This window comes from Streptosporangium fragile (assembly GCF_039534445.1).
Lineage (GTDB): Bacteria > Actinomycetota > Actinomycetes > Streptosporangiales > Streptosporangiaceae > Streptosporangium > Streptosporangium fragile.
Genome location: NZ_BAAAVI010000004.1, coordinates 91,376 through 110,148 on the forward strand (window position 1 = coordinate 91,376; position 18,773 = coordinate 110,148).

Consider the following 18,773-nt stretch of genomic DNA (forward strand, 5'->3'; position numbering starts at 1 on the left):
AGTTTTGGGGGGCTTTGCGTGCCTACAGCTGATTGGAGGTGGTTCGGGATGTCCTCTGGCGATCCCAGCAGTACGTGCCCGCGCACGTGCTCCGTGCGCACTCTCGACCACTCCACATCGGTGCCCGACCGGCTCCGCACGCTTCCCCGTTTCCCGGCGGGGTGACATAGCGCTGCGTGCGATCCCGCCAGGTTGGGCGGGAAAGGCTTGTCATGCGCTCTTCGCTCCTTTTTCCCCGGATCAGGCACGCACGCACGATCCGAGCCGCGCACGCCCCCGCTGTCCCGCTCCGGGCGAGGACGACCGGCGTCTGCATCCCGCCGAGCGACTCGCTCGTCGACTACGCCGCCTACGTCGGCGGCAAGAAAGTCGAGGCCCTGGGCATCCCCGACGCCCTGGAGCTGGTCCGCGAGCACAACGCGGCCGCTGAGAAGCCGAACGCCTTCGTCTGGGTCGGCCTGCACGAGCCCGACGCCCCCGAGGTCGAGTGGCTGGCGGAGGTCTTCGCCCTGCACCCGCTCGCCGTCGAGGACGCCGTCAAGGCTCACCAGCGGCCCAAGGTCGAGCGCTACGGCGACTCGCTGTTCGTCGTCCTGAAGACGGTCGCCTACCTCGACCACGAGGTGCTCACCGAGACCAGCGAGATCATCGGCACCGGCGAGATCATGGTGTTCGTCGGCCCCGACTTCGTGGTGACCGTGCGGCACGGCAAGCACTGCCCGCTGTCGGAGGTGCGCGACCGCCTGGAGGACAAGCCCAAGCTCCTCAACCGGGGCCCGACCGGCGTCCTGCACGCGATCGCCGACCACGTCGTCGACAGGTACCTCAACGTGGCCGACCAGATGCAGGCCGAGCTGGAGGACGTCGAGGCCATGGTCTTCGCCGACGTCAGCGCCCGCGACATCGGCCGGATCTACAACCTCAAGCGCGAGATGATCGAGATGAAGCGGTCCGTCACGCCGCTCCAGTCGCCGATGGCCACCCTCGCCCAGCGCCGGATGATCCCCTCCGAGATGCGCGAGTACTTCCGCGACGTCGTCGACCACCTGGCCCGCGTCTGCGAGCAGGTCGAGTCGTCCAACGAGCTGTGCAACTCCATCCTGCAGGCGGCATTGGCGCGTTCCAACGCGCTCGCCAACGAGGACATGCGGAAGATCTCCTCGTGGGTCGCCATCCTGGCCGTCCCCACGATGATCGCGGGCATCTACGGCATGAACTTCGAGCACATGCCCGAACTCGAATCCGTCTTCGGCTACCCGATCGTGCTGTGCGTGATGGTCGTCGCCTGCTCGCTGCTCTACCGGGGCTTCCGCCGCAACGGCTGGCTGTGATCCCCCGGGTGATCCCGGTGTGATCACGGCGTGACCTCCGCGCGCCGGCCGCGCCGTACCTACGCGCTCGCCCGGCGCGCCGGGGTGACCGGCGCGGGCACCCGCATGCCCCGCTCGGCCCACAGGGCGCGCATGCGGTCGGGATAGTCGGTGACGATCGCGGCCACCCCGAGGTCGAGCAGCTCGGCCGCCCGGCCGGGCTCGTTGACGGTCCACACCGCCAGCGGCAGCTCGGCCTTCTCCGCCCGGCGCGCGAGCTCCTCGTCGACCAGCACGTGATCGGGGGAGAGCGTGGTGCCCCCGGCCTCGACCGCAGCGGCCGGGAGGTCGTCGCCGAAGTCGGCGAGGTGAAGGCCGTCGAGCCAGACGCTGTCCATGGTGGCCCGCTCGATCAGGGCGTACCGCCGGGTCGCCGGGGCGAGCGCGCGGGCGACCCGCAGGACGCGCCAGTCGAAGCTGAGGACGGCCGCCCGGTCGAGCATGCGGTGCCGGTCGAGCTCGGCGATCACCATCTCGGTGAACACGCGGGGGTCGGCACTGAGCTCGGGCCTGGTCGGGTCCGACTTCAGCTCCACGTGCACCCGCACGTGGTCGGCCCCGTAGGCGTCCACCACCCCCAGCGCGGCGCCGAGGGTCGGCATCCGGGTCTCCGGCACCGGGACCTGGGTGGGGGCGAACCGGTCGTCGTCGCGACGCGGCCTGCGCACCCCGCACTCCAGGGTGCGTAGCTGCGCCAGCGTGAGCTCGCCCACGGGCCTGCCCACGTACGGGTAGAGGGGGTCGCCGGGGAAGGCCGGACGGACGTCGGCGCTGGTGACCGGGGACACCGTGAGGTCGTGGGTGAGGACCAGCCGCCGGTCGGCCGTCAGCGCGACGTCGAACTCCAGCGCGTCGACGCCCAGCTCCAAGGCGTGGGCGAGGCCGGGCAGCGTGTTCTCGGGACGGAGCCCGCGCGCCCCGCGGTGACCATGAATCTCGGCATGCACAGGGGGACTTTATCCACCCCGCGCGCCGATCCCCGGTTGCGGCTCGCGCCCCGCGCGACGGGGCGCGAGCGGTGACCGGAGGAAACTAGATCAACGGGTGGATCTGGAGCGTCTGGGTGCGGCCGGGGCCGACGCCGATGGCGGAGACGCGGGCGCCGCTCAGCTCCTCCAGGGTCTTGACGTACGCCTGCGCGTTGGCGGGCAGCTCCTCGAAGCTCCTGGCGCCCGTGATGTCCTCCTCCCAGCCGGGGAACTCCTCGTACACCGGCTTGGCGTGGTGGAAGTCGGTCTGGGTCATCGGGATCTCGTCGTAGCGCACCCCGTCGACCTCGTACGCGACGCAGACGGGGATCTTCTCCAGGCCCGACAGCACGTCCAGCTTGGTCAGGAAGTAGTCGGTGACGCCGTTGATCCTGCTGGCGTAGCGGGCGATCACCGCGTCGAACCAGCCGCAGCGCCGGTTGCGGCCGGTGGTCACGCCGTACTCGCCGCCGGTGGTGCGCAGCCAGTCGCCCATCTCGTCGTCGAGCTCGGTCGGGAACGGGCCCGATCCGACGCGGGTGGTGTACGCCTTGAGGATGCCGATCACCCGGGTGAGCCGCGTCGGCGGGATGCCCGATCCCGCGCAGGCGCCGCCGCTCGTCGGGGAGGAGGACGTGACGAACGGGTAGGTGCCGTGGTCGATGTCCAACAGGGTGCCCTGGCCGCCCTCCAGCAGCACGACCTTGTCCTCGTCCAGAGCCTTGTTGAGGATCAGCGAGGTGTCGGCGATGTGCGGCTTGAGGCGCTCGGCGTAGCCCAGGTACTCCTCCAGGACCTTGTCGCCGTCGATCATCCGGCGGTTGTAGATCTTGGTGAGGATCTGGTTCTTCTCGTTCAGCGCGACTTCGATCTTCTTCTGCAGGATGCCCGGGTCGAGCAGGTCCTGGACCCGCACGCCCATCCGGTAGATCTTGTCGCCGTACGCGGGGCCGATGCCGCGCCCGGTCGTGCCGATCTTGGCCTTGCCGAGGTAGCGCTCGGTCACCTTGTCGATGGCCTTGTGGTGCGGCATGATCAGGTGCGCGTTGGCGGAGATCAGCAGCCGCTCGGCGGAGACCCCGCGCGCCTGGAGGCCGTCGATCTCGCCGAGCAGGACCCCCGGGTCGATGACGACACCGTTGCCGATCACGGGGACGACGTTCGGGGAGAGCACCCCCGTCGGCAGGAGGTGCAGGGCGTACTTCTGGTCGCCGATGACGACCGTGTGGCCCGCGTTGTTGCCTCCCTGGTATCTGACGACGTAGTCGACCTGGTCGCCGAGCAGGTCGGTCGCCTTACCCTTGCCCTCATCGCCCCACTGGGCACCAACCAGAACGACAGCCGGCATCGTGAATCTCCCACCGCAAAACTGAAAACCCCTGGCGCAATCGCGACAGGGGCTCTTGCGTGGAGAGAATACCCGACGACCGTCCGTTATGGGGATCTCCCATCTGGCGGAGGGAGATCCCCACCGCTGGTCAGCCGCCTGCCAGCTCCTTGGCGGCCTCGGGGCTGGAATCCTTCAGGAACTGCGCGCACCGTTCGGCTTCGTCCTTCTCCCCGATGCTCTGGGCGGCCCGGGCCAGCGCGTGCAGGCATCGCAGGAAACCACGGTTGGGGACGTGCTCCCAGGGGATCGGTCCGTGCCCCTTCCAGCCCGCCCTGCGGAGCTGGTCGAGGCCGCGATGGTAGCCGGTGCGGGCGAAGGCGTACGACGTCACGGCGTGACCCGCGGCGAAATACTCGTCCGCGAGGGCCGCCCACGCGCCGGAGTACGCGGGGAAGCGCGCGGCGACGTCGGATGCTTGGACGCCGGACTCCAGTGCCTCACGGGCCTCGGGCACGTCCGGCAGCAGGGTGGGTGGTGGGCCGGCGAGAAGGTTCTCGTGCGATTCCATAGCCACAGTCCTACCCGCTCCACCACGGTCAGGCCAAGATCGGCTCCCGGGAAGTTCCCCGGGAACTTCCCGGGAGCCGGCGGGGCCGGACCTAGGAGAGCTTGGTGCCGGCGGACTTCAGGTGCTGCGCGGCCTCGACGATGCGCGCCGCCATCGAGGCCTCGGCGGCCTTGCCGTAGGAGCGCGGGTCGTAGGTCTTCTTGTTGCCGACGTCGCCGTCGACCTTGAGCACGCCGTCGTAGTTCTTGAACATGTGGTCGGCGATCGGGCGGGTGAAGGCGTACTGCGTGTCGGTGTCGATGTTCATCTTGATGACGCCGTACGAGATGGCCTCGTGGATCTCCTCCAGCAGCGAGCCGGAGCCGCCGTGGAAGACCAGGTCGAACGGCTTCTCCTTGCCGTACTTGGCGCCGACCGCCTCCTGGATCTCCTTGAGCACGCTCGGACGGAGCTTGACGTGCCCCGGCTTGTAGACGCCGTGCACGTTGCCGAAGGTCGCCGCGAGCATGTAGCGGCCCTGGTCGCCGACGCCCAGGGCCTCGGCGGTGGCCAGGGCGTCCTCGGCGGTGGTGTAGAGCTTCTCGTTGATCTCGCCGACGACACCGTCCTCCTCGCCGCCGACCACGCCGATCTCGACCTCAAGGATGATCCTCGCCTGGGCGGTCTTCTCCAGAAGCTCCTTGGCGATCTCCAGGTTCTCCTCCAGCGGCACCGCGGAACCGTCCCACATGTGCGACTGGAACAGCGGGTCCTGCCCCTTGGCCACCCGCTCCAGGGAGATGTCGAGCAACGGTCGCACGAACCCGGGCAACTTGTCCTTGGGGCAGTGGTCGGTGTGCAGCGCGACCGTCACCGGGTACTTGGCCGCGACGACACGGGCGTACTCCGCCAGGGCCACAGAACCGGTCACCATGTCCTTGACCGTGGTGCCCGAGAGGAACTCGGCACCGCCGGTCGACACCTGGATGATGCCGTCGCTCTCCGCCTCGGCGAAACCTCTGAGCGCGGCGTTGAGGGTCTGGGAGGAGGTCACGTTGATGGCCGGGTAGGCGAACCCGCCTGCTTTGGCCCGGTCGAGCATCTCGGCGTAGACCTCTGGAGTCGCGATAGGCATGGGTGTCATCTCCCTGGAGACGGCTGTGAACAGCTGGCGCGGGGCTATGGAGACACTGCCCGTGGGCCAGTATTCCGGGTTCCTTCCCAGGCGGGTAGCTCCGCCAACCCTTCAGGCCGCGCGATCTCTCCTCCCGCCGCTCCTTCCGGGTTTCCTCCCGCCGGTCCTTCCGTGCTTCTCCGCGCGGTCCTTCGGGGTTCCCCCGCGCCGCTCCTTCCGGGTTTCCTCCCGCCGGTCCTTCCGTACTTCTCCGCGCCGGTCTCGCGGGACCGTGCTCGCGGCCCCGCGTGGCTCCTCCTCCCGCGAGATCGGGGGACTCTCCCGAAGCTCCTTCCCGGCCTGCGTGAGGCTGTTCCGGGCAGCTTCTCCCGGCCCGCGCGGGGCTCTTCCCCGGGCCGTGGGGCTTCTTGCCCGGGCCGGTCGTGAGATCTCCTCACGAACCGCTACCCTCCACTGTGTGGGACGCCACAGGTCTGACCCGATGGGTATCGCCCGCCTGGCCCTGGCAGGTCTGGGAGTGCTGGCGCTCGTCGCCCTGATCGTGGTCGGAGTCCTCTCGCTGATCGGAGCCCTCGGCTCTGATCCCGCCGGCCCCAGATCCGCCGCGTCGCCCGTTCCCACGGCCGCCGCCTCCTCCACCGGCCCGGAGCGGGTCCCCACGGTCCTCATCGAGTGCCTGCGGGAGAACTGCCCCACGGTCTTCCTCAAAATCACCGGGGGCGACGTGATCCTCGACCGGGAGATGGCCAAGGGGGAGCAGGTCCAGTCCTTCGATCCCAAGGTCGACGTGGTCCTGGCCGACTCCGCAGCCGTCCGCGTGCTGGTGAACGGGGACGTCCGGGAGCCGGGCGAGGCCGGGGAGCGCCAGGAGTTCACCGTCTCCCGCGAAGACTGACCAGAAGGCGATCACCGGGAAGACCGCGGGCGCGGGCTTCCTCCGTGCCGCCGGAACCGCACACCCGGCGCTCCGGGCACCTCGCCGGGGTGCGGACGAGGAAGAGGATGAACCAGATAGATTTCCGCGGCACGATCGATACCAACGACGACAAGCTCGTCGCCGGGCTGCTCCGTGACTGGCTGAAGACCGATGCGCTCCACGTCAAGATCAGAATTTTTGGCGAGGAGATGAGGTACGAGGACGACACGACCTATCTGTACTGCTACGGCCTCGGCAACCCGCCCTTCCTGCTGGAGGGCCACACGGGCGGCACGCTGGACGAGGCGGTCGCCTGGCTGCGGCAGTTGAAGGACCTGTTCGCGGACCGAGGCGTCACCTGCTTGATCGACTACGAGGAGGTCGACGAGGAGGGCACATCGGTGAGTGGCGAGTTCAAGCTGGACTACTAGCGGCCCGGCTCGCCGCCGGAGTCGTTCGCGGCCGGGCCGGGTCCGGCGCCCTCCGGGCCCTGCTCAGACAAGATCAACCGGCGGCGGCCCGGCACGGGGCCGCTCAGGCCAGGCCGAGGTCGGCCAGGGTGTAGGCGGTCCGGTACGGCAGGCCGGCGGCGGCGATCGCCGCGGCGGCCCCCCGGTCGACGATCGTGGCCACCGCCACCACCTCGGCGCCCGCCTCGCGCAGCGCCTCCACCGCGGTCAGCGGGGAGCCGCCGGTCGTGGACGTGTCCTCCACCGCCAGGACCCGCCGTCCCGCGACGTCCGGCCCCTCGATCCGGCGCTGCATGCCGTGCGCCTTCTGCGCCTTGCGCACCACGAACGCGTCGAGCACCTTGCCCCGGGCCGCCGCCGCGTGCAGCATGGCGGTCGCCACCGGGTCGGCGCCCAGCGTCAGGCCGCCGACCGCCTCGTAGTCCAGATCCTCGGTCAGGTCCAGCATGACCCGGCCCACCAGCGGCGCGGCCCGCCCGTCGAGGGTCACCCGGCGCATGTCCACGTAGAAGTCGGCCTCCATCCCGGAGGACAGCACGACCTTGCCGTGCACGACGCCCTTGCCCTTGATCTCGGCCAGCAGGTTCTCGCGATCGCTCATGGTGACAAGCCTAGGGGCGGCCCGCGCGGCGCCCGGACCGGGTCCGCGTGACGTCCTCCGGCGGCAAAAGCGCGATACGGGTTTAGTCGCGGCGCCGACTGCGGAATCATCGGGCAGGCAACCCCGGGTAATCGTGAGGTCACAATGAGTGTGAAAGCCTCCCAAGGTGACGCCGAGCTGCTGGCCGCGACCAGGAGCGGCGACGCCGCCGCCTACCGGTGGCTCCACCTGCGGCACGTGTCCGCGGCGCGGGCGCTGGCCCGGTGGCTCGTCCCGGGCGAGGCCGAGGCGTCGCGGGTGGTCGAGGAGACCTTCGTCAGAGTTCACCACGTCATCACCCGGGGCCACGGTCCCGAGCAGGCGTTCCGGCCCTACCTGCTCACCGCGCTGCGCCGTGCGGTCCGCGACCGCGCCGACCGCGCCGACCTCCCTGACCTCCCCGGCCGCCCGGAGGCCGGGGAGGTCGAGCTCTTCGACCCCGGGGTGCCCTTCGTCGATCCGGCGCTGGCGGGCCTGGAGCGCTCACCTGTCGCCAGGGCCTTCCTGGCCCTGCCCGAGAGGTGGCAGCTCGTCCTGTGGCACGTCGACGTCGAGGAGGGCGGGCCCGCCGACGCCGCGCCCCTGCTGGGCCTGACGGCGGACGGCACGGCGGCGCTCGCCCACCGGGCGCGGGAGGGCATGCGCCAGGCCTGTCTGCGCGCCCACCTGGCCGAGGCGCCACCACCGGAGTGCCGCCCCTCGCTGGCCAAGCTGGGCCCGTACGTCCGGGGCGACCTCGCCCGGGAGCAGAGCCGGGCCGTGGACGAGCACCTGGACGGCTGCTCCGGTTGCCGCCAGGTCTCCACCGAGCTGGCGAACGTCACGCGGAGCCTGCGCGCCGTCGTCGGCCCACTCGTCGCCGGTCCCGCGTTCGCCGCATACCTGGCGGCGCTCCGCGGGGCGGGCGCCACCACCGGGGGCGGCCGGATCGCCCGGTGGCGACGGGCGTCCAGGCCGGTGCGGCGGGCCGTCGCGGCCGGGGCGGCGACCACGGCCGTCATCGTGTCGGCGGCGCTCGTGCTGGCCTCGGCCGGGGAACCGGCACCCCCGCCGCTCGTCGCCCCCGAGCCGATCGTCGTCGCCCCCGCCCCGGAGCCCCCCGACCCCGTCGGGCCCGGGGGAGACACCGGCGCGCAGAAGCGTCCCGGTGCCCTTCCGGTCCCGTCCCGGGACGGCGACCCGGGCGGCGGACCGGGGTCCGGACCCGCGGATCCCGCGGGCACCCCGGACGCGGCCGACTCCGGACCCGCGCCCGGTGAGGGCGCCGATGCCGTCCGCGGCGCGGGCCCGGGACCCTCAAGCGCGGGCCCGGGGTCTTCGGGCGCGGATCCCGGCTCTCCCGGTGCGGATCCCGGCCCTTCGGAGACAGAGGCCGACCGCGTCCCGCAGGGGAGTTCCGGCCAGGTCCCGCCGGGAGGGGCCGAGGCCGCGCCCCGGCTGGTCGCCCGGATCGACGCGCTGGGCGCGCTCGTCAGGTCCGAGGCCGGCATCGTGGCCGTACGCGTACGCAACGCGGGCCGGGTGAAGAGCGGCGAGGTCGTCGCCGACGTCACCCTGCCGCGCGGGGTGACGCCGCTGGTGGGCACCGGCCGGGGACGGGCCGCCCCGGGCGGTGTCGCGCCGGTCGGCACGGTCGACGGCTGGTCCTGCCGGGCCCGGGACCGGGGTGCGCGGTGCGTCCGCGGCCCGCTGGAGCCGGGCCGGGCCACCGTGGTCTTCCTGAGGGTCCTGGTCTCGGCCGCCGCGGCCGCGGGCGCGGCGCCCTCGGTCCGGGTCTCCGCCGCGGGGACGCGGGTGACGGCCGGGTCGCGCGGCGGGGTCCGGGCGCACGGCGCTCCCGCGAGGTTCGCCACCGACGGCAGGGTGGCCGTCTCGGCGATCGGCAACACCCTGCTGAGCTGCGCGCCCGCCCGGCCCGGGTGCGAGCGTGCCCGCGCGCGCAAGGGCGGCGGACGTGACAACGACCGCTGGGAGATGCGCCTCCTCGACCGCGACGGAGACCCCTCGACGAGCAGTTCGAGCGCCGCCCGGCTGCGCGTCCCGGCGTCGAGCAAGGTGGTCTGGGCAGGGCTCTACTGGTCGGCGAGTGCGCCGCCCGGCGGCCGGATCAGGTTCAGGGCACCGGGAGAGAAGCGGTACCGCCAGGTGAAGGCGTCCCGGGTGACGGAGAGGAGACTGCCCGCGGGCCGGGCCTACCAGGCGTTCGCCGACGTGACACGGCTGCTCGGCAAGGTCCGGGGGACGTACTGGGTGGCCGATCCCGCGCTGCGGCCCGGTGTCTCGCGGCACGCCGGATGGAGCCTGGTGGTCATCACCGCCGATCCGCGCCGGCCGTACAGCCGGACCGTGGTCGTCGACACCGCGGCGGTGCTCGACCGGGACCGCCGCTCGCTGCGCGTTCCCCTCGACGGGCTGGACTCCGCCGGGGCACCTGCCCGCCTGACCCTGGTGACCTGGGAGGGCGACGCGGGCGTGTGGGGGGACCGGGTGGCGCTCGGTGGCCGACCCCTGCGGCCCGTCGGCGGCGACCGCGACCCGGGCAACCCCTTCGACGGCTCCGCCGCCGGATCGGTGGACACACGCATGACCTTCGGCACGGACGTCGACCGCTTCCGCGCGCCTCTCGGCCGTGACCCGGTGCTGCGGCTCAGCACCCGCCGGGACGTCCTGCTCTTCGGCGCCGCCGTGGTGAGCGTCCCGGCCCCCGTACGGTGACGGTCCGGGGTCCACGCCCTCCGACGGTGCCGGTCAGGGGTCCGGGCGCCGACCCGGTTCCCGGTGGGGCGGGTCGCTTCTTCCGGCGGCCGGTTCCGACGCCGGCGGGCCCGACTCCCGGGGCGACGGCCGGGTCGCCGGGGGTGGTGGAGTGGGTTCCCGGGAACGGCGGGCAGGCCCGGGGGCGTCCTCAGCTTCCCGGAGGGGTGACGGCCGGGTCGCCGGGGGTGGTGGAGTGGGTTCCCGGGAACGGCGGGCAGGTCGGGGTGCCCTCAGCGGGTACGGTCGTGGAACGGGACGAACTGGTACGGTCTGCGTGAACAGTCTGGCTTATGGTCGGGCGCGGGTGGAATCGTCGGGATTCACCCTCGGACGATCAGCTGCTTGACTACCCTGAGGAAGGGCCGTTTTCCGGGCTGTCGGAGGCTCTTTCAAGCCTGTCTGAGCCGAAGGGTCGGGCCGCGGAGGAAGGGCGGTGTCGCGTGGATCGCTGCGCGCTGTTCGTGGACGCAGGCTACCTGCTGGCCGACGGCGCGATGGCCGTGCACGGAACCCGCCATCGCGAAGCCGTCTCTTGGGACTATCCGGGCCTGCTCCGCCTGCTCAACAAGCTCTCCAAGGAGCGCACCGGCCTGCCGCTGCTGCGCTGCTACTGGTACGAGGCGACCGTGGAGGGCCGCCGCACCCCCGAGCACGACACCCTGGCCGACCTCCCCGGCCTCAAACTGCGGCTGTCGCGCATCCGCCCCGGCCGCCGTGAGGGCGTCGACGCCCAGGTGCACCGTGACCTGATGACGCTGGCCCGTAACGGCGCGGTCTGTGACGCGGTCGTGGTCAGCGGTGACGAGGACCTCGCGCAGGTCGTCTGCGACGCCCAGGATCTCGGGATCCGTGTCACTGCGGTGCACATCGCCGCCGACGGCAGCTGGGCCGTTTCCCGCACGCTCCGCCAGGAGTGCGACGACCTGATCGAGATCGGCGCCGACCAGCTGCGGCCCTACGTCAGCCTGGTCGGCGGCGAGGCGCCGGCCCTGACCAACGGCCGCCGGCCGTCCGCCGACAGCCAGATCGCCCCCTCGCTCGGTACGGGCACCTCCCCGCGCGGTTCCTCACTCGGCAACGGCACCGGTCTCCTCGACGCCGGCACGGCCAACGGCTCCCCGGTCACCGACCCCGTTCCCGCGGTCCAGACCTCCCGCGCGGCCCACGCCCAGTCCGCGCCGCCCTCCTCTTCCGCCTACTCCGGCTATCCCCAGGAGTCGCCGGTCACCCCGGCCGCTCCCGTGACCCCGGCCCCCCAGACACCCCCGGCTGCCGCCGCCACGCCGTCGCACGCTTCCACGCCGTCGCATGCCGCCACGCCGTCGCACGCCGCCGCCGGCGGCCCGACCGGCCCGCTCCCGCAGTACTCCCTGGGTAACAACACCGCGGGTGTGCCGGGCTACCAGCAGTCGCAGGCGAGCGCCTCCTACACCGGCCCCCAACCGGCTCCGGTGCCGACGCAGGCCTCGATCAACGGCGCCGCGACGACCCTCTCCGACGCGGTGAAGGCCGCCCACAAGGAGGGCCACGACTTCGGCGAGTCCGTCGCCAAGGACGCCCCCGCCCTGTGGCTGGAGGCGGTGCTCGCCCGCAAGCCCCGCATGCCCTCCGATCTGGAGGCACGCCTGCTGCAGGGCTCGTCCCTGCCGATCGACTTCCTCCTGCACGACGAGGTCCGTCACGCCCTGCGCCGCGGTTTCTGGGACGCCCTCGAACGCGCCCGCCGCTGAACGACCCCGCCGGGGAGGCTCTCGCGTCCGGGCCTTGACCTGACGCCTCCGAGCCGCGGTGTCCGTACGGACCGACGACCGTCCCTCATCCGATTCGGCGTGGGAGAGGACACGGCGACGACGGTCGGTGCGGTCTGTGACTCACGGTTCTTCCGAGGGGGTCACGATCGAGCCCTTGCCGGGGATGCTCCATGGGGGCACGCGGCGGACACCGGGTGTTGCGTGCCGCGGGGACACGCCGCCGGTAGGTACGGGTGCCCCGCGGGGAACACCCGGCGGTCACCGGGCGCCGCCCTCTGCGCGGAGCCGCCGTGACCGACCGGACGTCCCGGGCGGGGGACGCCCGGGGGTGAACGTCCGTGAGGGGGCGCCGGCGGGTGGGCCGGCGTGCGGGTCAGGAGAGCGCGTCGAACCCGGCGCGCAGGTGGTTGACGCGTTTGGCCAGGTCGGAGACCGCGCCGGTGAGGGAGGGGTCGGTGCTGCCGAGGGCCAGCTCGGTGACCCGGCCGAGTTCCTCCTCGACCGCGGTCAGGCGCCTGGACAACTCGGGCAGCACGGCCGCCTGGTCGGTCGGCTCGCCGGGCGGCAGCTCGGCGGTGAGGCGTTCGCGGAGCATGGCGGCCTGCTCGGCCAGCCGGCGGTTCATGTTGTACAGCTCGACGAAGACGGCGACCTTGGCCCGCAGCACCCACGGGTCGAAGGGTTTGGCGAGGTAGTCGACGGCGCCCGCGGCGTAGCTGCGGAAGGCGTAGTCGGGCGCGCTGTCGACCACGGTCAGGAAGATGATGGGGATGTTGCGGGTACGCTCGCGCCGCTTGATGTGCGCGGCCGTCTCGAACCCGTCCATGCCCGGCATGCGGACGTCGAGGAGGATCAGCGCGAACTCCGTGCTGAGCAGCGCCTTGAGGGCCTCCTCGCCCGACCGCGCGCGGACGGGGATCAGATCGAGCGAGCTGAGGATGGCCTCAAGCGCGATCAGGTTCTCCTCGCGGTCGTCGACCAGGAGGATCTTGGCTCGTTCCGGCATTGATCACACGCCTTCGTTGGAGTCACCGGCCGGCTTGCCCCGCGCCAGCCAGCCGCGCAGCCTTTCCAGCAGGCGGTCGACGTCGACGGGCTTGGGCACGTAGTCGGAGGCGCCGGACGCGATGCTCTTCTCCCGGTCACCCCGCATGACCTTAGCGGTCAGCGCGATGATCGGCAGATCCGCGAACTGCGGCATCCGGCGGATCGCGGAGGTGGTGGCCCAGCCGTCCATCTCCGGCATCATGATGTCCATCAGGACGAGGGCGACGTCTTCGTTCCGTTCGAGCTGCTCGATGCCCTCGCGGCCGTTCTCCGCGTAGACCACGGTGGAGCCGTACCGTTCCAGCACGCTGGTCAGTGCGAACACGTTGCGGATGTCGTCGTCCACGATCAGGATTTTGGCACCCGTCAGCGGATCGTCGCCCTGCCAGGTCTGGGTCTCGGCCTGCGCGAAGTGGGGCGCGGGCAGGTCGTCGGAGATCGGGATCTCCGGCAGCTCGTCGACGGCCTCCAGCGCCCCGGCGAGCCCCGGGTCGCGGGGGGCGATGCTGGGCGCGGCCGCTCCGCCGTCGCGGGAGGACAGCGGGCCACCGTAGGCGGGCGGCAGGTAGAGGGTGAAGGTGCTGCCCTCGCCGACCTTGCTCACCACGTGGATCTCGCCGCCCAGCAGGCGGGCGATCTCACGGCAGATCGACAGGCCCAGGCCCGTACCGCCGTACTTGCGGCTGGTGGTCCCGTCGGCCTGGCGGAACGCCTCGAAGATGACCTCGAGCTTGTCCGCGGCGATCCCTATGCCGGTGTCGATCACCTCGAAGGCGAGGATGCCGTCGGCGCCCTGGAGGGTGTCGTCGACGAACGCCACGCCGTGGTCGGCGTGGATCACCCGCAGCCGCACCTCGCCCGCGGGGGTGAACTTGATCGCGTTGGAGAGCAGGTTGCGCAGCACCTGCTGGAGGCGCTGCTCGTCGGTGCGGATCTCCTGCGGCACCGACGGGTCGACCTCGACGGCGAACGACAGGCCCTTGTCCTGTGCCAACGGGGCGAAGGTGGCCTCGAAGTAGTCGACGAGCTTGGGCAGCGAGATCTGCTGCGGGTGGATGTCCATCCGCCCGGCCTCGACCTTCGACAGGTCCAGGATGTCGTTGATCAGCTGCAGCAGGGCCGAGCCGGCGCCGTGGATGGTCCTGGCGAACTCCACCTGCTGGGGGGTGAGGTTGCCCTCGGTGTTCTCGGTGAGCAGCTTGGCCAGGACCAGGAGGCTGTTCAGCGGGGTGCGCAGCTCGTGGGACATGTTGGCGAGGAACTCGGACTTGTAGCGCGAGGAGACGGCCAGCTGCTCGGCGCGCTCCTCCAGGGTGCGGCGGGCCTGCTCGATCTGGAAGTTCTGGATCTCGATGGCCCGGTTCTGCTTGGCCAGCAGGGCGGCCTTGTCCTCCAGTTCGGCGTTGGAGCGGCGCAGCTCCTCCTGCTGGCGCTGGAGCTCGTCGGAGCGTTCCTGGAGCTCCGTGGTGAGGCGCTGCGACTCGGTCAGCAGGTCCTGGGTCCGCGAGTTGGCGATGATCGTGTTCATCGTGACGCCGATGGTCTCGACGAGCTGGTTCAGCAGGTCGTGGTGGATCTCGCTGAACTCGCTGAACGAGGCCAGCTCCAGCACGCCCAGCACCTGGGTCTCGAACAGGACCGGCAGCACGACGATCTGCGCGGGCGTCGAGGTGCTGAGGCCGGTGTCGACCGTCAGGTAACGGGCGGGCACGTTGCCGAGGATGATCTTCTTGCCCTCCAGCGCGGCCTGGCCCACCACGCCCTCGCCGGTCGCGAACCGCTGGCGGGGGCTGGCGCCGGGGCGTACGCCGTAGCCGGCGATGAGGACGAGGTCGTGGCCGCCCGAGGGCTCGGCGAGGTAGAAGGCGCCGTAGTGGGCCGAGACCAGCGGGGTGAGCTCGCTCATGATGAGCCTGGCGACCTCCATCAGGTCGCGGTGGCCCTGCATGAGCCGGGAGATCCTGGCCAGGTTGGACTTCAGCCAGTCCTGCTCCTGGTTGGCGGTGGTGGTGTCGCGCAGCACCGCCACCATCATGTTGATGTTGTCCTTCAGCTCGCCGATCTCGCCCTCGGCGTCGACGGTGATGGAGCGGGTCAGGTCGCCGGTGGCGACCGCGGTGGTCACCTCGGCGATGGCGCGGACCTGGGTGGTGAGGCGGGCGGCCAGCTCGTTGACGTTCTCGGTGAGGCCCTTCCAGATGCCCTCGGCCCCCTCGACGCGGGCCTGGCCGCCGAGCTTGCCCTCCGAGCCCACCTCGCGGGCCACCCGGCTCACCTCGGCGGCGAAGGACGACAGCTGGTCGACCATCGTGTTGATGGTGGTCTTCAGGGCGAGGATCTCACCCTGCGCGTTCACGTCGATCTTGCGGGTCAGGTTGCCCTTCGCGACGGCGGTGGTGACCTCGGCGATGTTGCGTACCTGGTAGGTCAGGTTGTTGGCCATGGAGTTGACGTTGTCGGTGAGGTCTTTCCAGACTCCGGAGACGCCGCGGACGCGGGCCTGGCCGCCGAGCTGGCCTTCGGTGCCGACTTCGCGGGCGACGCGGGTGACCTCGTCGGCGAACATCGACAGCTGGTCGACCATGGTGTTGAGGGTGTCCTTGAGCTGGAGGATCTCGCCCTGGGCGTCGGCGGTGATCTTCTTGGACAGGTTGCCCTGGGCCACCGCGGTGGACACCGCCGCGATCTGGCGGACCTGGGTGGTCAGGTTGTTCGCCATGACGTTGACGTTGTCGGTGAGGTCCTTCCAGGTGCCCGAGACCCCGGGCACCTGCGCCTGCCCGCCGAGCTGGCCCTCCGAGCCCACCTCGCGGGCCACCCGGCTCACCTCGGACGCGAAGGACGACAGCTGGTCGACCATCGTGTTGATGGTGGTCTTCAGGGCGAGGATCTCACCCTGCGCGTCGACGTCGATCTTGCGGGTCAGGTCGCCGTTGGCCACGGCGGTGGTGACCTCGGCGATGTTGCGTACCTGGTAGGTCAGGTTGTTGGCCATGGAGTTGACGTTGTCGGTGAGGTCTTTCCAGACTCCGGAGACGCCGCGGACGCGGGCCTGGCCGCCGAGCTGGCCTTCGGTGCCGACTTCGCGGGCGACGCGGGTGACCTCGTCGGCGAACATCGACAGCTGGTCGACCATGGTGTTGAGGGTGTCCTTGAGCTGGAGGATCTCGCCCTGGGCGTCGGCGGTGATCTTCTTGGACAGGTCGCCCTGGGCCACCGCGGTGGACACCGCCGCGATGGCGCGGACCTGGGTGGTCAGGTTGCCCGCCATGACGTTGACGTTGTCGGTGAGGTCCTTCCAGACACCGGAGACGCCCCGCACATGCGCCTGGCCGCCGAGTTTGCCCTCGGTGCCGACCTCGCGGGCGACGCGGGTGACCTCCTCGGCGAACGCCAGCAGCTGGTCCACCATCGTGTTGACGGTGTTCTTCAGCTCGAACATCTCACCGACCGCGTCGACGGTGACCTTGCGGCTCAGGTCGCCCCGCGCGACCCCGGTGGTCACCGCCGCGATGTCGCGGACCTGCGCCGAGACGCGGCTGGACATGGTGTTGACGGCCTCGGTGAGGTCGCGCCAGCTTCCCGACATGCCCCGCACGTTCGCCCGGCCGCCCAGCCGGCCCTCGGTGCCGACCTCGCGCGCCACCCGCGTCACCTCGGAGGTGAACAGCGAGAGCTGGTCGACCATGCCGTTGATCGCCTTGCCGAGGCGGCGCACCTCGCCCCGGGCGCTGCGATCCAGATCGATCCGCTGGGACAGGTCACCCTTGGCCACCGCGTCGATCACGTCCGCGGCCCCGCTGACCGGGCCGACGAGCGCGTCGATCAGCGCGTTGACGGAGTCGACGCTCTCGGCCCACGAGCCCACCCCGGGGCCGGGGGTGAGCCGCTCGCCGAACCGGCCCTCCTTGACCACCTCGCGGCGCACCCGGTGCAGCTCGTTGGCCAGATGCTCACGCCGGTCGGCGACCTCGTTGAGCAGCAGGCGGATCTCGCTTAGGATCCCTGGCGGAGCGTGCGGCACCCGGCGGCGGAAGTCACCGTCGCGCCAGGTGATGAGCGTCTGAAGGATCGGTCGCAGGTCCGACTCGCTGTAACGTCGGTCCTCGACGTCGGGCACGGTGTTGACCGTGGTCATTTGACCTCCTTGACTCCCGGGGGCGCAGCCGTGAGTCATCCCAGTCTGTCACGGTGCGCAATGCGTAGTCCCACCTTCGATTGACCCCACGTGGACGGGAAGTGTGGTAGTCACGGAACAGTGACCAGTGCTTCCCGCGCCGTCCTGGCAGCGACCTTCGCTCCCGGAGAGACGGCGGTCCCTGCCGCCAGGCGGTTCACCAGAGAGGTGATGACCGCCTGGGCCGCCGCGCCTGTGCTCGCATCGGCCGAGCGACTGGCGGCGGAGCTGTCGGCACAGGTGACCGACGTCCCGTTCGAGGTGGTCTGGCGCCACCTGGGAGACGGCCTCCAGATCGAGGTGCGTCAGAAGCAGGCCTCCGACGACGACCTCGACGCCCCGCCCGCACCGGTGAAGGACGCCCCGTCCGTGCCGGTGGAGGAGTGGGGTGTCACCTTCGCCGGCCGGCGGCGCACCCAGTGGGCCCGCATCGCGCTGCCCGACTCGTCGGGGCGTTCGCCCGAGGAGTGGTCAGCCGAGGAGCCCAGTCGCGGGCCGCTCTGGATGGGGTTCCTCGCCGACGCCAGCGACCTGCTGGCGGGAACCCTCAACCCGGACATGGTGCCCGCGATCATCTCCCAGATCGTGGTGCCACGGCTGGCCACCTGGTGTGCCGTCTACACGTGGGGCGACGGCGGTGGCCCGCGCCGCCCAGCCTACCTCTGGCACACCGATGAGCGGCGCATCGACGAGTTGCGCGAGGAGCTCGCCGCCGTCCAGATCCCGCAGGGCGGCGGTTCCCTGCAGCTCGGCGACTCGCACGTGCTGGTGTTACCGCTGCTCGCCCGGGGCCGGACCCTGGGCGCGATGTGCCTGGGCCGGCCCGACCGGTTCGCCGACGACGTCTTCCAGTACGCCGAGGACATCGCCCGCCGCGCCGCCCTCGCCCTGGACAACGCGCTGCTGTACGCCACGCAGGCGGCGGCCAACCGGGCGCTCCAGCGCAGCCTGCTCCCGCCCGACGAGCCCGGCGAGATCCCGGGCCTCGACCCCGCCGTGGTCTACGAGCCCGCGGGGGAGACCAACGAGGTCGGCGGCGACTTCTACGACCTGTTCGCCGCCGGCGGTGGCTCCTGGCGGTTCGCGGTGGGTGACGTCTGCGGGACCGGCCCGGAGGCCGCCGCGGTCACCGGCCTGGCCCGCCACACCCTGCGCCTGCTGGCCAAGGAGGGGTACGGCGTGGCCGCGGTTCTCGGACGGCTCAACCAGGCCATCCTGGACGAGGGCGACCGCGCCCGCTTCCTGACGCTGTTGCACGGGGAGATCAGGCCCGTGGCGAACGGGCTGGACGTGTCACTGGTCTCCGCGGGCCACCCCGAGGCCCTGCGCCTGCGGCCCAGCGGCGTCGTGGAGACCGTGGTGACCTCCCAGTCCCTGCTGGGCGTCTTCCCGGAGGCGTCGTTCGAGGCCGAGCTCGTCCACCTCGACCCGGGCGACGTGCTCCTCGCGGTGACCGACGGGGTCACCGAGCGCCGCCGCGACGGGCGGCTCCTCGACGACGACGGGGGCCTGGCCAAGCTGTTCGCCGAGTGCGTGGGCCTGTCGGCGCGCGCCGTCGCCGAGCGCATCCGCCGCGCCGTCCAGGACTTCGCCCCGGAGCCGAGCGCCGACGACATGGCGATCGTCGTCCTGCGCGCCCGCTGAGTCCCGTCCCGGGGCGAGCGC

At 71.6% G+C, this 18,773-nt stretch carries 13 protein-coding genes; 6 read left to right on the forward strand and 7 right to left on the reverse strand.

What is annotated here, in order from left to right:
• Positions 1-212: 212 nt before the first annotated feature.
• A complete protein-coding gene (gene corA, locus ABD841_RS04205) occupies positions 213-1,331 on the forward strand; it encodes a magnesium/cobalt transporter CorA (RefSeq protein ID WP_344968013.1) in 1,119 nt (372 codons plus the stop codon).
• A 59-nt stretch (positions 1,332-1,390) separates the two neighbouring features.
• Here the strand turns inward: corA and ABD841_RS04210 are convergent, their stop codons facing one another.
• The 4 genes from ABD841_RS04210 to fbaA all read right to left on the reverse strand — a co-directional run bounded on the left by ABD841_RS04210 (position 1,391) and on the right by fbaA (position 5,350).
• Positions 1,391-2,317 carry a glycerophosphodiester phosphodiesterase family protein gene (locus ABD841_RS04210; RefSeq protein ID WP_344968015.1) on the reverse strand — a complete coding sequence of 309 codons (927 nt, stop codon included), beginning with the start codon at positions 2,315-2,317 and terminating at the stop codon, positions 1,391-1,393.
• 85 nt (positions 2,318-2,402) lie between these two features.
• A complete protein-coding gene (locus tag ABD841_RS04215) occupies positions 2,403-3,686 on the reverse strand; it encodes an adenylosuccinate synthase (protein ID WP_344968017.1) in 1,284 nt (427 codons plus the stop codon).
• 130 nt (positions 3,687-3,816) lie between these two features.
• Entirely contained in the window at positions 3,817-4,236 is a 420-nt protein-coding gene (locus ABD841_RS04220) for a DUF3151 domain-containing protein (protein WP_344968019.1), read from the reverse strand.
• Positions 4,237-4,327: 91 nt separating this feature from the next.
• Positions 4,328-5,350: a class II fructose-bisphosphate aldolase gene (gene fbaA / locus ABD841_RS04225; protein ID WP_344968021.1), complete on the reverse strand. Its 1,023-nt coding sequence runs from the start codon at positions 5,348-5,350 to the stop codon at positions 4,328-4,330.
• 481 nt (positions 5,351-5,831) lie between these two features.
• On the opposite strand from fbaA, the gene ABD841_RS04230 reads away from it, so the two are divergent.
• Both ABD841_RS04230 and ABD841_RS04235 read left to right on the forward strand, forming a co-directional pair.
• Positions 5,832-6,245: a hypothetical protein gene (locus tag ABD841_RS04230; RefSeq protein WP_344968022.1), complete on the forward strand. Its 414-nt coding sequence runs from the start codon at positions 5,832-5,834 to the stop codon at positions 6,243-6,245.
• A gap of 107 nt (positions 6,246-6,352) precedes the next feature.
• Positions 6,353-6,697: a hypothetical protein gene (locus tag ABD841_RS04235; protein WP_344968024.1), complete on the forward strand. Its 345-nt coding sequence runs from the start codon at positions 6,353-6,355 to the stop codon at positions 6,695-6,697.
• A 103-nt stretch (positions 6,698-6,800) separates the two neighbouring features.
• On the opposite strand, the gene pyrE is transcribed toward ABD841_RS04235, so the two are convergent.
• Positions 6,801-7,337 carry an orotate phosphoribosyltransferase gene (gene pyrE / locus ABD841_RS04240; RefSeq protein WP_344968026.1) on the reverse strand — a complete coding sequence of 179 codons (537 nt, stop codon included), beginning with the start codon at positions 7,335-7,337 and terminating at the stop codon, positions 6,801-6,803.
• 144 nt (positions 7,338-7,481) lie between these two features.
• Between pyrE and ABD841_RS04245 the strand changes: the two genes are divergently transcribed.
• Both ABD841_RS04245 and ABD841_RS04250 read left to right on the forward strand, forming a co-directional pair.
• Positions 7,482-10,091, forward strand: a complete 2,610-nt coding sequence (locus tag ABD841_RS04245) for a zf-HC2 domain-containing protein (RefSeq protein ID WP_344968028.1) — start codon at positions 7,482-7,484, stop codon at positions 10,089-10,091.
• A gap of 482 nt (positions 10,092-10,573) precedes the next feature.
• Entirely contained in the window at positions 10,574-11,863 is a 1,290-nt protein-coding gene (locus ABD841_RS04250; protein WP_344968030.1) for an NYN domain-containing protein, read from the forward strand.
• 394 nt (positions 11,864-12,257) lie between these two features.
• Here the strand turns inward: ABD841_RS04250 and ABD841_RS04255 are convergent, their stop codons facing one another.
• A complete protein-coding gene (locus ABD841_RS04255; protein WP_344968032.1) occupies positions 12,258-12,890 on the reverse strand; it encodes a response regulator in 633 nt (210 codons plus the stop codon).
• A 3-nt stretch (positions 12,891-12,893) separates the two neighbouring features.
• Positions 12,894-17,069, reverse strand: coding sequence for a HAMP domain-containing protein (locus ABD841_RS04260; protein ID WP_344968034.1), 4,176 nt, complete (start codon positions 17,067-17,069; stop codon positions 12,894-12,896).
• Between the two features lie 210 nt (positions 17,070-17,279).
• Between ABD841_RS04260 and ABD841_RS04265 the strand changes: the two genes are divergently transcribed.
• Positions 17,280-18,752 carry a PP2C family protein-serine/threonine phosphatase gene (locus ABD841_RS04265; RefSeq protein WP_344968036.1) on the forward strand — a complete coding sequence of 491 codons (1,473 nt, stop codon included), beginning with the start codon at positions 17,280-17,282 and terminating at the stop codon, positions 18,750-18,752.
• Positions 18,753-18,773: the final 21 nt, after the last annotated feature.

Excerpts from the sequence above, each read along its gene's own strand:
- pyrE (WP_344968026.1), bottom strand. The coding sequence starts at position 7,337 with ATGAGCGATCGCGAGAACCTGCTGGCCGAGATCAAGGGCAAGGGCGTC.
- ABD841_RS04220 (WP_344968019.1), bottom strand. The coding sequence starts at position 4,236 with ATGGAATCGCACGAGAACCTTCTCGCCGGCCCACCACCCACCCTGCTG.
- ABD841_RS04235 (WP_344968024.1), top strand. The coding sequence starts at position 6,353 with ATGAACCAGATAGATTTCCGCGGCACGATCGATACCAACGACGACAAG.
- ABD841_RS04230 (WP_344968022.1), top strand. The coding sequence starts at position 5,832 with ATGGGTATCGCCCGCCTGGCCCTGGCAGGTCTGGGAGTGCTGGCGCTC.
- ABD841_RS04260 (WP_344968034.1), bottom strand. The coding sequence starts at position 17,069 with ATGACCACGGTCAACACCGTGCCCGACGTCGAGGACCGACGTTACAGC.
- ABD841_RS04265 (WP_344968036.1), top strand. The coding sequence starts at position 17,280 with ATGACCGCCTGGGCCGCCGCGCCTGTGCTCGCATCGGCCGAGCGACTG.
- fbaA (WP_344968021.1), bottom strand. The coding sequence starts at position 5,350 with ATGCCTATCGCGACTCCAGAGGTCTACGCCGAGATGCTCGACCGGGCC.
- corA (WP_344968013.1), top strand. The coding sequence starts at position 213 with ATGCGCTCTTCGCTCCTTTTTCCCCGGATCAGGCACGCACGCACGATC.
- ABD841_RS04215 (WP_344968017.1), bottom strand. The coding sequence starts at position 3,686 with ATGCCGGCTGTCGTTCTGGTTGGTGCCCAGTGGGGCGATGAGGGCAAG.
- ABD841_RS04255 (WP_344968032.1), bottom strand. The coding sequence starts at position 12,890 with ATGCCGGAACGAGCCAAGATCCTCCTGGTCGACGACCGCGAGGAGAAC.
- ABD841_RS04245 (WP_344968028.1), top strand. The coding sequence starts at position 7,482 with ATGAGTGTGAAAGCCTCCCAAGGTGACGCCGAGCTGCTGGCCGCGACC.